Origin of the sequence: Maribacter antarcticus DSM 21422, assembly GCF_000621125.1 — a bacterium.
Lineage (GTDB): Bacteria > Bacteroidota > Bacteroidia > Flavobacteriales > Flavobacteriaceae > Maribacter > Maribacter antarcticus.
Window position 1 is genome coordinate 584,405 of record NZ_KK211214.1, and the last position, 13,648, is coordinate 598,052.

Below are 13,648 nucleotides of genomic sequence, written 5' to 3' on the forward strand. Positions count from 1 at the left end.
CTCTTGCCAAAAGTGTCTTGATCTATGATAAAATTAAAAACGTAGAATTATGGATAAATCAAGGTGCATCTTTTGAAAATGTAGTAAGCGAGTTAGAAGTCGGTAAAAGTATAAAATCTTTGTTATTTCGCAGTTTTGGACTAAACACGACACCACGTGTATTGTCCGAAAAATTACAGATAGCTCCTTTGGACAATAAACAGATAGCATCACTCAAACAACAAAGTTTTTTTGTAAAGACCTTTGGAGACAATAAACTTTTAGGAGGAATTATATAAAATCCTTCACGTGATTAAACAAGTTAGTGTGTTAGTTTAGGTATCAAATGGTCAAGTTGATTCTTGCTTATTTATAAAAGCTTTTAAATTTATACTTTTAAGCTGAACTGTTAACTAAAGGCATATGGTAACGTCAATTTATATTAGTAGTTTATCATCTTGTTGTTTCTTAATTATTCTCTTTCTGTTATGAGTAGAATACTAAGTTTTATTTTTTTAATATCTTTTTCAACAAGCCTATGGGCCCAAAAGAACATAGACTTTTTTATTTTGGCCGTACAATCTAATGCTCAGGGTTGGATGGGCGATGCACAGGAATATCCCAAAGACGAACAGTATTTGGATGATGCTATACTTTTTAACTGGACCTTTTATGGAAAGCACAGCTCAAGTGGTAAATGGGTGCATATGCAAGCGCAAAGCGGTAGATTTGACAGGTCATTTCGGCCCTGAAGTTAGCTTTGCACGTGATTTAAAAAAGGAAGGGTATAACCCAGCAATTTTGAAATTTTGTTTAGGAGCCACTGGGCTCTCAAGAGATTGGAAGTCACCTGGCGACGGCGGTAACTACGATGCTATGGTCAAAGATTTAAGAGTTGCAATTTGCTACCTAGAGCAAAAAGGATACAGTTTAAACTTTGGTGGTTTTATATGGATTCAAGGTGAATCTGATGCAGTTAATGACCAAACAGCTTCTGATTACCAAGTAAATTTAGAGCTGTTGATAACTGATTTACGAACGGAAGTCTTACAAGATTCAAATTTGAAAATTATCTTAGGCGTAGATGAGCAACATATGTTTGTTAAGGAGCGTCCCCAAGTTCTAGAAGCGCAAAAACAAATTGCACTAAATGATAGGAATATCACTTACACTACGATGTACAGCATCCCAAAGGCAGACGGCACGCATTTAACCCCTGCGGGACTAATTGAACACGGGCATCGTATTTTTAATGCTTTTAAAGTATTGGAAAACCAATGATTCAAAGCTTTGAAATTTTTAGTATTAAGGACAAGGGAGTATGAAAATTATAATTAAATCTGTACTTCGTCTGTTAATCTTTTTGATTGTACTTAGCACTATTGGGGCATGTAGTAAAAAAATGACTAAGGTGGTATGCGTGGGCGATAGTATTACCTACGGTGCGCGACTGGATGACAGGGATAGGTATTCTTATCCTGCTCAACTACAACTGCTTCTCGGAGAAAACTATGCAGTAGAAAACTTTGGAGTGGGGGGAGCTACCCTTATTAGAAAAGGCAAACCGACGGTGTGGAACGAGTTGAGAAAAATAAAAGAAGCAAACCCTGATATTATCGTTATAAGCCTTGGTACAAATGATACCTGTGGTATGGGCACCTGTGGAGATAGAAAATGTTGGGAGTACAAGGATGAATATGAGGCAGATTACCTTGATTTTATTGATGAACTATCGAAATTAACATCTAAACCACAAATCTTTTTATGTGCGCCCTCGCCTATGGTTTTGGAGACTCCAGGTTTGAAGAGGGAACGTATAGAAGGATTAATAACCCGCAAACCTCGACTACAAGAGCTTATTGGTATGATAAAGGATGTTGTCAAAGAAAAAAACATCAAATTCATTGATCTCAATATACCTTTGGCCCGTAAACCTGAACTTTTTACCGAAGAAGATGGAGTTCATCCAAACAGGGCAGGTTATAAAGTTATTGCCGAATTGGTATTCGCAGCATTAAAAAAGAACTGAATATATGAAAATACTGGGTCCTAAAAAAGTAAGGGTTTTTAAATACGTGATTTATCTAGGGTTCATTTTTTGCGGTCATCAAATTACCGCGCAAGAGAATCAGAACAAATCGAAGGTTCAAATGTCGGAATGGAAAGGTTTCGAAAGGTATGATTTCCAATTTGAAAATAAAGATGCATGGCTCGTGCTACCAAAAAAAGCTGCTGTAGGGAAACCTTGGTTGTGGCGCGCACGCTTTCCCAGTTTTCATAGCGAGGCGGATAGTATTCTTGCTTCCGAAGGGTTTCATATTGCGCACATAAATACAGCGGGTATGTTGGGAAACCCAGAATCTATGGTCATTTGGGACCGTTTTTATACGTATCTGACCAGTACATATGAACTCAACCAAAAAGTGGCGCTGTCAGGTGTTAGTAGAGGCGGACTTTTTATCTACACCTGGGCGAAAAGAAATCCGAAGAAAGTAAATTGCATATATGGTGATGCTCCGGTTTGTGACATCAAAAGCTGGCCGGGAGGTTTTGGTGAAGGAGTTGGCGCTAAAGAGGTATGGAATGGGTTAAAGGAAAAGTACGGTTTTAAGACAGAGGAAGAAGCCAAGACCTATGCAAACAATCCTATTGATAATCTGGAAATTTTGGCTGCAGAGAAAATCCCTATCCTTCACATGATTGGTCTTCAAGACAAAATTGTTCCTGCGGATGAAAATACGTTTATTTTGATCAACCGTTATCTAAGGTTGGGTGGAAGCGCAACGGTGGTTCCTTGTACCAAGGGAAAACAATCCTTGCAAGGGCATCATTATCCTCTTGAAACACCAAGGCTAGTAGCCGATTTTATTACATACCATTCAAAAACCCCAATTGAAACCTTAGATGCGTTGGCCTATCAACACTTGCGGGGAGGAATCCGAAATTCCTTTAAGAAGTTTGTGAATGAAAAGAAAGGTAGCGTCGCTTTTCTTGGAGGATCGATTACCTACAATGGTGGTTGGCGCGATAGTATAGTCAACTATCTGACCAAACGTTTCCCAACAACTGAATTCGATTTTATTACTGCAGGAATACCTTCTATGGGTACTACACCTGCAGCATTTAGGCTAAAACGTGATGTATTGAAAAACGGACCGATAGATTTGATTTTTGAAGAAGCTGCGGTAAACGATGCCGGAAATGGAAGAACTACCGAAGAACAATTGCTGGCAATGGAGGGTATTGTGCGACATGTACGTAAAGATAATCCAGCTGCTGATGTAGTGCTCATGCATTTCGTTGATCCTGAAAAAATGGAAACGTATCGAACTGGAAAAATTCCTAAAGTCATACAAAATCATGAAGCGGTAGCGGAGCATTATAATATTTCAACAATCAATCTGGCAAAGGAAGTAACGGAACGAATTGATGCTGGAGAGTTTTCTTGGGAATATGATTTTAAAAACCTTCACCCTTCCCCCTTCGGACAAGGGATTTATTTTCATTCGATGAAAATATTTCTAGAAAACGCGTGGCAAGGTGATGTAGCATCTGATGATAAAATTGTTACCTATGAGCTTCCCACTCCATTAAAAAAAGGAAATTACGATGATGGAATATTGCTTCCCACAAAGAAATACAGTAAACAAAAAGGATGGGCGTACATAGAAAACTGGCAACCAAATGATGGAAAGCCTACAAGGGAAAATTACACGAGTGTACCTATGCTGACTAATGAGCATACTGGAAAAACCTTGAAATTTAATTTTGAGGGGAATGCAGCTGGTATAGCCATTGCAGCCGGTCCGGATGCGGGAATTATAGCGTATAGTATTGATGGAAGCACTTGGAGTAAAATCGACTTATTTACCCGTTGGAGTTCTAGTTTACATTTACCATGGTATACAACATTAGTGTCTGGGTTAAAGCAAGGAAAGCATACTTTGAAAATCAAGGTGCTGGCAGAAAAAAATACAGCAAGTACTGGGTACAAGTGTCGCATTCGATATTTCTTTGTAAACGGTTTAGAGTAATTGTGCATCTTTAATTTACCTAAGATTAAAAGAAGTTAATATAAAAGTAAAATGATAAAAGCTATAATCAGAATAATAGGGCAAGCCACTAGACTTGACGAGTTTTATAAAAATGTAAGCATCCTATTGATACTACTTTTATTTTGCTCTTGCGCAGAAACCATTAAAATTGAACCAGAGGGTAGTGTGAATGATTTGCATTTTGACAGGCTTTCACAAGTTTGGGATGAAGCAATACCTCTTGGTAACGGAATGGTTGGGTCATTGATTTGGGAAAAAGAAGGAAAACTTCGTTTTTCTTTAGATCGTGCCGATCTTTGGGATTTACGCCCCATGGAAAATCTACAAATACCAGAATGGAAGTACAGTTGGGTGTATAATAAATGGAAAAAGGATGACTATAAACCGGTACAAGAGCTGTTCGACGTACCTTATGATAGGAGTCCTGCTCCTTCAAAAATACCGGGAGCTGCAATAGAATTTGATATTTCCGCTTTAGGTGAAGTAGCATCGGTTCACTTGTTCATTAAAAATGCGCTTTGCGAAGTAAAATGGAAAAACGGCGTACGGCTATTAACTTTTGTTCATGCTACAAAGCCTGTTGGCTGGTATAGGTTTGAGGGGCTAGATAAGGCGTTAGAGTACACCCTTGTTCCTCCTGCATATAATCTTAAAGGGCAGAATGAAGTGGAAAGTCCGGTTGCTGGACAAGATTTAAGGAGGCTTGGATACCCTCAAGGTCAGGTTTCTAAGATAAATAATACGATTACTTATGAGCAAGAAGGTTGGGGAGGTTTTAAATATCAAGTGAATGTAACCGGGGGAATGAACGCTGGGGTTATGGAAGGCGTTTGGAGTATCAGTTCTGAATTTCCTGGTTGGGATGAAAAGCCATCTTCCAAAGAGGTTTCAAATGAAAATAGTACAGAGGGAGTAGCAAATGCTTTTAAAAATCATAAGGAGTGGTGGGCAGATTTTTGGTCCAAATCCTCTATTCAAATTCCCGATATCATTTTACAAAAGCAATGGTATCTAGAACAGTATAAATTTGGATCAGCTGCAAGGGCAGATGCACCGCCCATTTCATTACAATCGGTTTGGACTGCTGATAATGGAAAGCTACCCCCTTGGAAAGGAGATTTTCATCATGACCTTAATACACAGTTAAGTTACTGGCCAGCGTATAGTGGCAACCATTTAGATGAAGAAATTGGTTTCTTAAATTGGCTCTGGAAATACCGAAAATCCTTTAAAAAGTATACAAAAGAGTATTATGAAACGGAAGGTTTAAATGTTCCAGGTGTCTCTACATTAGAAGGCGAACCTATGGGAGGGTGGATTCAATATGCCTTTGGACCAACGGTTTCTGCATGGCTTGGGCATCATTTTTATTTGCATTGGCGGTATTCAATGGATAGAGCGTTTCTTGAAAATAGAGCGTACCCGTGGCTTAAGGATGTTGCAATTTTTCTTGAAGGTGTATCCGAAATTAAGGAAGCGGGAATTAGGAAACTTCCTATTAGTTCTAGTCCGGAAATTAATAACAATGACCGAGACGCTTGGTTTGGAGAAACCACTAATTTTGATTTAGCACTTATAAGGTGGACGTATGAGAAAGCAGCAGAATTGGCCTTAGAGCTAGGGAAGGAAGAAGAAGCTAAAAGATGGAATGAGCTTTTATCGCAATGGCCAGATTTAGCGATTAATACCAATGGCTTAATGTTCACTCCGGAGTTGCCTTATGAAGATTCTCATAGACATTTTTCACACTTAGTAGGCTATCACCCTTTAGGTCTTTTAGATTTTTCCAAAGGGGATGAGGATAAAAAAGTAATAAAGAGAACTATTGCCACTTTGGATAGTATAGGATCCTCAAAATGGGTAGGCTATTCATTTAGCTGGCTTGGAAATTTAAAGGCTAGGGCGTTTGACGGCGAAGGAGCGGCTGAAATTCTTAGGATTTTCGCAACTAGTTTTTGTTTACCAAATAGCTTTCATGTTAATGGAGATCAGTCGGGCAAAGGATATTCGGATGCCACATATAGGCCTTTTACATTAGAAGGTAATTTTGCATTTGCGGCTGGTTTGCAGGAGATGCTGATTCAAAGTCATACCGGTATAGTTTATATTTTTCCAGCAATTCCTAAGGATTGGAAAGATGTAGCTTTTAGTCAACTACGAACAGAAGGAGCATTTTTGGTTTCTGCGAAAATGGAAGATGGAAAAGTAACGCTATTACATATTGAAGCTACTAAAGGAGGTGATTTGAAATTAAAAATCCCTTTCGATACTACTAAATTTCAGTGCTCCCACGATTATTTAGTCGACAAAGGCGGGTTTTTAAATATTAAAACTAAACAAGGAGCCATCGTCCAATTTGTGAACTTATAAATGACAGGGATTATTGTAAATAAACTGTAGTCGAATACATATAAGGAATTTAGATTTCACTAATGTTTTGGATTTAATGACTTTACTTATTGAGATTTAGAATTTCCCCAAACCAAATTTAGAGCAATTTAATATATACATGTGCCCCTGATATTTCTATGTTTAATTGAAGTTTTATCTTTTCTACTAAAAATGAATATTCCTTAAAGATGGAGAAGTGGATACTAGCCTATTTCAAAAGTCATAAAAAGATATTCAGATGATGTTGTATTTATGTTGCAAATTATGCAGACTTCATTGCAAATATAAGTAAGTGTGAGAAAAAACCTCTTGATTTACATATGGTAGGAGAAGTTAAGATTGAGAGTAAGACATATAGAAAAACAGGTGTTTTTTAATTTACGGGTATTAACCATCTAAAGTTTTGTGATATAAAATCTGCCAAGGTTTAAAGAATGAGTATATCCTAATTAAGGAATGTAAATTTGCATATATAAAAATTGTATAGAAGGTTAATTTCCAAAATATTAAAGGAATAATACTAATAAAAAAGCACTTAATGTACTACGCGTTCTTTAGAACTATAATAAGTAAAACAAAAGCTCACTTCTTTCCAATGGATTATTGCAAACTTAATTATTGTTTTAAGTAACAAATATCATTTTTCGAAGTCAAACTAGTATACAATTGATATTACCTTAATCAACTGCGTAGTCTATATTTTTAATGTAGTCTGTGTGGTAAATAGCATACTATTTTTTAATAATTTTAGATACAAAAAATCACTTTGTGAATTTATTCAAAATTAAATCATTCTTTGCGCTCGTTTTTTTTTCTTTATTTCAAGTGATTGTTCTTTCTCAAGAATCTAAAAATCGAAAGGAAGCTTTGGTTGATTCAGTTCTTAAATATTATGAAATAGACAGCTCGAAAGCGCACCAATTTATTAAGGAATCTATTTTAAAATCGATAAAGGATAATGATTCAAAAAGTACATTTAATGGCTATCATGTGCTTGTGATGTTTTATTACAAAAATCATAACGAAGCTAAAGTTGGGGAATATATAGATAGTCTTCTTTCTGTAGCAAAAAACAATAATTTGAAAATAGAATTATTGATGGGATATCATCTTAAAAATGATGATTTGAGAAGGACTTTTGGATATGACAACGAGAGAATATTTACTAATATTTTTGAGGCTATAGCACTAGCCAAAGAAATGAAGAACGAAATTTGGGAATGTAAATTTAACCAAGATATTTCGCAGTATTATATGTTTTCTGGGCAATTTTATAAATCTATTTTACATAACAAAAAGAATTTATCAAAACTGAAAACTCTTTACAAGAGTGAGGACTACAAAAAATTTAAGGTTTGGGGAGTAAATCTAGAATCTACTTATTTAAGTATAGCAAAATCATATATACAGCTGAAAAAATTAGATTCAGCAAAGCTTTATAATTCTTTCGCCAAATCTATTTTAGATACCCTTGACAACAGTGGTTATCATGAATCTTATAAGTTTAAAAATAGCGTAAATCAACTAGAAATTGATTTACTTGAAAACAATCCTAACTCAGCAAAAAAAAAATTAAATGAAGCTTTAGCTATGATGCCGGATTACTTTAGAAAATCTACTAAGGATTTTTCTAAATCCTATTATTCTGGAATGATAAATTATGAGCAGGGAAATTTCAAAAAAGCCATTGGCTATTTTGAAGCTATTGATACCGTTCAAATAAAATCTGATGAAAGCATAAATTTTTTTTACCACGACCTGCACAAAACACTTTACAAAACACTTTACAAGTCTTATCTAAAAACTAATAATATAAAACAAGCAGATTACTATTTTGAAAAACACTTGTCTTACATTAAAGGTCAAATAGATACTAATAATTCTGCGAACTCTAATTTTAGTAAAATTGAAACAGACAATTATTACAAAGAGGTAGAAAAACTAAAAACACAACAATCAAAACAGAAATATATTATAGTATTAATCTCTTTGTTATCCTTGTTTATTATTTTTATAACGGTTGTATTATATAAGAAAAAGCAAAAGGAGGATAAAGGTAAATTAGAAGTATTGCTTGCAAAAATATCAGAGAAAGAACAAGCAATTGCAAAACCAAAGGAGGTTAATTTAAAAATTAAAGATTTAGAAGTTGAAAGGATTATTACGAAGCTGGAACAGTTGGAGAATAAGAAGTACTTTTTGAGAATAGACTGTACCGTTTCAAACCTGGCAAAAAAAATAAAAACAAATACCACCTACCTATCAAAAATTATAAATTCGTATTATCAAAAAACGTTCACTGTTTATATAAATGATTTAAGAATAGAATTTGTTATTGATCGATTAAAAAATGACAAATTATTCAGGAGGTATTCCATAAAATCTATAGCAAATGAAATTGGTTTTAAAAGTAGCGAATCATTTAATTCAGCATTTAAAAAACGAACAGGTGTACTCCCTTCAACTTTAATTAGAGCTCTTGAGAATAAGAATTAATTAATAAAAAAATAGGTTTACGTTGTTAGCCAGTTCTGCAATTTCTAATTTTTTCAGGATTACTTACACCTTAAGTGCATACATTCTTATTAAAGATTTTTACATACTTAATTTTATAAAATTAAGTATGTTGGTTTTTCCATAATTCGTTGTTTCTATTACAGTAAAATAGGGAAAAGCCTATGATATGTTCTTCATTGCTCATCATCTATTTAGCACGCTTATTTTTATAAAAATGGTTAGTGACTCTTGGATAAATAACATAATTAGTATAACTTAGTGAAGTGGAGTAAGAGCGGACCGTATCACTTTTCATCGATATATTGGTTTTACAACTTTCGATTTTTTATGATAACCAATTAGTTTTAATCGATGGTTATAGAAATTATTAACACTTTAATATTAGAAGCAACTTTAGTGTGAGTTATTGTAAAGGCGACAGCTAATATGGTCCATAAGACTTAATCAATTATCAATTATCAAGCATCAATCATCAATCATCAATCAAAAATCAAAAATCAAAAATTAATCATGATAAATTCATCAGTTAAAATCGTCATACCTGACGGCAATAAAAAGTATCTTTTTGATAAAAATGAAATAAAATTTATAAAGTCAGATCGATATTATGTGAATATTTTCTGTCTTAACAGAAAGGTGCTGATTAGGATAACAATGAAAAGACTGGAACAGCTATTGCCTTCAGATTTTTTAAGAATAAACAAATCTATAATAGTGAACTCATCATTCATTGTTCGTATTGAAGAAACCAAATCTTCTTGTTGTATTGTAATATCGGATGAAATTGAGCAACAGGTCACAGAAAAATATAAGCCAATATTCGATGATTATTTCTCTCTTATCTAGCACATTTTATATCTGATATTTTGCATCGATTATAATTTATATATTATGTAATTATCTGTAAAATAAGCTTTGGGGTTAATCTCGTGCTCTTTCTTCAGTAAGATTTTGTACCATTAAATCTTACTGAAGAAATAATTATTTAAACAATTAGACTTCAAGTACATTGAAGTTGTTCTATTGTTGGACGTAATTCTTGTTGCAAATTACCTGTCTTTAGTAACAAATTTTTAAAACGTATAGATTTTATAAGGTTATTTGAGTAATTGTTAAAAGGATAGTGGATGAGTGCATAAAGAAAAAATATTGGTATTGGCTCATTTTATCTTTCTTGTTTTTACCTAACCAATGATTTCTTTATTAATCATGAGTTTTACACGAATAGTACGGTTAGTGTTACATACTTCTTTTAATTCGTAAAGTTTTATAGCAAATTTTACGGGTTTCGTTTCAAACAAAATTATCACCTCTTTTTTTTTATTTCCTTGCGACGTCTTTAACTTTTCGTTAACCTTTTTGACAGGTTGTAATGAATCGGTACGAGATAACTAACTCTTAATTTAATTTTAAAAATGAGAACAAAACTAAATGGATTGTTAACGCTATTTTTGGCGTTAGTTGTGCAAATAACTTTTGCACAAGACAAAATGGTAACCGGGACGGTGACCGATCAATACGGGTTTCCTTTGCCCGGGGTTAACATAATTGTAGAAGGAACAACTAACGGAACTCAAACTGATTTTGATGGTAATTATACCATTACAGCAGCAACGGGTCAAACACTGTTTTTTACCTATATAGGGCAGAAGAATGTTAAGCAGGCAGTAGGTGTAGGCAGCACGGTAAACGTGCAAATGGAAGAAGATACTCAAGCCTTAGATGAGGTAGTTGTTACGGCACAGGGTATCAAAAGAGAGAAAAAAGCTCTTGGATATGCCGTAGCAGAGGTTGACCAAGAAGCTTTGGAAGGTAGGTCAACGGGAGATGTAGCTAGAGTTCTTAATGGTAAAGTAGCTGGATTACAGATTACCAACCAAAGTGGTTTGGCAGGTTCGGGTACTAATGTAGTGATTCGTGGTTTGAGTTCCTTCAGCGGAAGTAACCAAGCACTTTTTATTGTGGATGGAGTGCCGTTTAATTCCGATACGAATGCAGTATCTGCATCTTCGGGCAGTACTGACAGAAATAGTTTTTTAGAAGGTAATTCCGGATCCAGTAGATTTTTAGACCTGGACCCTAATTCCATTGAAAGTGTCAGCGTACTAAAAGGTCTAGCTGCGGCCAACTTATACGGTTCTTTAGGCCGTAATGGGGTGATTTTGATTACGACCAAAGGGGGTAGTAGTGCCGGTAGTGGGCCTTCGAAAAGCGAAATAACTGTCAATTCCTCCTACTTTTTTAATGAAATTTCCAATTTACCTAGCTACCAAAACGAATTTGGTAACGGGGGTGATCAGTTGTATCAGCCCTTCTTTAGTAATTTTGGTTCAAGCTTTAACCGTAACAACGTGGCTAGTTTTGAAAATGACCCAGGTGTACGAAATAGTGACCAGACTATACCGCACCCTTTTTCCCGATTCGGTAGTCAAGCCTTAAGGGACGCTTTTCCAGAATTTCAGGATGCACGTTTAGCGTATAGACCTTACCGGAGCGTAGAAGGGTTTTTTAAAACAGGGGGTACTGCAACAACCAATGTAAATTTTAGAAAATCCTCGGACGACGGTAAAACGGCCTTCAACTTAAACTATGGTAATTTAGATGAGAACGGTTTTACACCCGGTAACAGCTTAACCAGAAATACTTTTGGTGTAGGAGGTAGAGCGGAACTTAGCAATAAGTTTACCGTCAATGGCACCATTAACTTTGCACGCACCAGTTTTAGATCACCGCCAGTAGCGGCAGCTAACGGCGGGACTGCAGAAGGTTCTCAGAGCTCCTCACTATTCTCTAATTTATTTTTTACACCACGTAGTGTGGATTTATTAGGGCAACCCTTCCAAAACCCACTTACGGGAGGAAGCGTATATTATCGAACTGGGAACGATATTCAAAATCCTTTATGGACAGTGGCTAATGCCCAAGTATCCCAAAGAACCAATCGTATTTTTGGTCAAGCGCAGATTGGCTACAAGATCAATGACAAATTAAACTTATCATATAGGGCTGGTATTGATTTCTCTTCGGAGTTTAATACGACCTATCAAAACCGTGGAGGTACCGACGGTGGAGCTCGTTTGCAATCGGGCGTACTGCAAACATTCACCAACGACAACACCATCTTTGATCACAACTTGGTTTTGACCGGTCAATATGACTTGAGTGAAAAGGTAGGTTTCAATGTTACTCTTGGAGGTACTACTAGACGCGAAATATTTGAAAGAAATGGCGCAAATAGTGATACTCAACAAGTTTTTGGGGTGTTAAGACATTTTAATTTTGCCAATACCTTACCTATTCAGTTTACTAGTGAACGAAATATTGCAGGACTATATGCTCAATTAGAAACCGATTATGATAACTGGGTCTTTTTAACACTAGCAGGCCGTAATGATTGGGTATCTAATTTTGCCGCTGACAATAGAAGTATTTTTTATCCAAGTGCTAGTATTTCGGTGCTGCCAACGGAAGTTATAAGCGGTTTAAAGGGTAATGCTTTGAATTACCTTAAACTTAGAGGTGGTATTGGAACTTCTGCCAACTTTGAAACCCAATCGGTTTTTCCTGTTGCCACAGTCCTTAATCTTGATGTGCAAGATTTTGCAGATAATGCAGGAAACAATCTAATTAGTCAACAAGTCGGTCAAACACTTGGTAACCCTAATCTTAAACCTGAAACCTTGAGGGAGATAGAAGTTGGGATTGAATCTAGATGGTGGGATAGCCGTATTAGTTTAGATGTTTCACTATTTACCAGGAAAACCAGCGATTTGATTATACAACAGCCTTTAGATCCAGCTACGGGTTTCTCACGAACGAATACCAATATTGGAGAAGTTACCAACGATGGTATCGAAGTAGCTTTGGGTGTGGATATCTTCAGACCCAACAATCAAGGTGGATTTAATTGGAATTCCTCTATGAATTTCACTGCACTTGACCCTGTCGTGACCGATTTAGGACAGGATACAGAACAAATTATATACTCTGGTTTTAGTAATCTAGGGAATGCCGCGATTGAAGGAGAGCCTTTAGGGGTCTTGTTTGGAGGCCGTATTGACCGAGATGATGACGGGAATTTAGTTGTCGATCAAAGGGGGGATTATGCGACTGCAACCGAAAATGGTATCATAGGAGATCCAAACCCTGACTTTACGGCCAACTTCATAAATACCGTTTCGTATAAAAACTTTACTTTAAACTGGCAAATAGCTTATCAGCAAGGCGGTGATATCTATTCAGCCACTATTGGCGCTTTATTGGGAAGGGGAGTAACCGACGATAGTGTTGACCGACTAGGAACCTTTATTTTACCTGGCAACAACGTAACTAGAGATGGTGATGGAAATATTACATCCAGTACACCAAATACGACCCAGATAACCGGTTTTGATCTGGTTTTCCGAAACCGTTCTGGATTTTTTGGGAAACGTGAAGCTGCCGTGTATGATGCCAGCCACATTCGTTTACAGGAAGTCTCCCTGGCCTATGCGATGACTGCTAAATCATTGGAAAGAACACCTTTTGGAAGTGTAACATTTACTGTTTCTGGACGTAATTTGTTTGTTGACGCATTTAATACCCCAGACGGTATGAATTTTGATCCCAACGTTAACGGTTTGGGTGTAGGTAATGGAGCCGGATTCGACTTTTTGGCAGGACCTGCCGCTAGAAGCTACGGATTTGGAATTAAGGCAACGTTTTAA

At 36.0% G+C, this 13,648-nt stretch carries 9 protein-coding genes; all 9 read left to right on the forward strand.

Features of this window, described 5'->3' with window-relative positions; all coding sequences use genetic code 11:
• The first annotated feature begins 17 nt into the window (after window positions 1-17).
• Window positions 18-278, forward strand: coding sequence for a hypothetical protein (locus tag Q360_RS0119040; protein ID WP_027078502.1), 261 nt, complete (start codon window positions 18-20; stop codon window positions 276-278).
• A gap of 189 nt (window positions 279-467) precedes the next feature.
• Window positions 468-731 (forward strand): hypothetical protein, encoded by a 264-nt coding sequence (locus Q360_RS26220; RefSeq protein ID WP_169734673.1) that lies wholly within the window; start codon window positions 468-470, stop codon window positions 729-731.
• Window positions 709-1,260, forward strand: a complete 552-nt coding sequence (locus Q360_RS0119045) for a sialate O-acetylesterase (protein ID WP_169734674.1) — start codon at window positions 709-711, stop codon at window positions 1,258-1,260. Before Q360_RS26220 ends, Q360_RS0119045 begins: the two co-directional genes overlap by 23 nt.
• A gap of 121 nt (window positions 1,261-1,381) precedes the next feature.
• Window positions 1,382-2,008, forward strand: a complete 627-nt coding sequence (locus Q360_RS23945; RefSeq protein ID WP_211251607.1) for a DUF459 domain-containing protein — start codon at window positions 1,382-1,384, stop codon at window positions 2,006-2,008.
• A 4-nt stretch (window positions 2,009-2,012) separates the two neighbouring features.
• Entirely contained in the window at window positions 2,013-4,013 is a 2,001-nt protein-coding gene (locus Q360_RS0119055; RefSeq protein WP_051554808.1) for an SGNH/GDSL hydrolase family protein, read from the forward strand.
• Between the two features lie 51 nt (window positions 4,014-4,064).
• Window positions 4,065-6,404 carry a glycosyl hydrolase family 95 catalytic domain-containing protein gene (locus Q360_RS0119060; protein WP_051554809.1) on the forward strand — a complete coding sequence of 780 codons (2,340 nt, stop codon included), beginning with the start codon at window positions 4,065-4,067 and terminating at the stop codon, window positions 6,402-6,404.
• A 789-nt stretch (window positions 6,405-7,193) separates the two neighbouring features.
• Window positions 7,194-8,921, forward strand: a complete 1,728-nt coding sequence (locus Q360_RS0119065; RefSeq protein ID WP_027078506.1) for a helix-turn-helix domain-containing protein — start codon at window positions 7,194-7,196, stop codon at window positions 8,919-8,921.
• A gap of 531 nt (window positions 8,922-9,452) precedes the next feature.
• Entirely contained in the window at window positions 9,453-9,788 is a 336-nt protein-coding gene (locus Q360_RS27520) for a LytR/AlgR family response regulator transcription factor (RefSeq protein WP_027078507.1), read from the forward strand.
• Between the two features lie 569 nt (window positions 9,789-10,357).
• Entirely contained in the window at window positions 10,358-13,648 is a 3,291-nt protein-coding gene (locus Q360_RS0119075) for a SusC/RagA family TonB-linked outer membrane protein (RefSeq protein ID WP_027078508.1), read from the forward strand.

What these genes read in the sequence shown, in the direction of transcription:
- Q360_RS23945 (WP_211251607.1), top strand. Translation starts at nt 1,382, where the DNA reads ATGACTAAGGTGGTATGCGTGGGCGATAGTATTACCTACGGTGCGCGA.
- Q360_RS27520 (WP_027078507.1), top strand. Translation starts at nt 9,453, where the DNA reads ATGATAAATTCATCAGTTAAAATCGTCATACCTGACGGCAATAAAAAG.
- Q360_RS0119075 (WP_027078508.1), top strand. Translation starts at nt 10,358, where the DNA reads ATGAGAACAAAACTAAATGGATTGTTAACGCTATTTTTGGCGTTAGTT.
- Q360_RS0119060 (WP_051554809.1), top strand. Translation starts at nt 4,065, where the DNA reads ATGATAAAAGCTATAATCAGAATAATAGGGCAAGCCACTAGACTTGAC.
- Q360_RS0119055 (WP_051554808.1), top strand. Translation starts at nt 2,013, where the DNA reads ATGAAAATACTGGGTCCTAAAAAAGTAAGGGTTTTTAAATACGTGATT.
- Q360_RS26220 (WP_169734673.1), top strand. Translation starts at nt 468, where the DNA reads ATGAGTAGAATACTAAGTTTTATTTTTTTAATATCTTTTTCAACAAGC.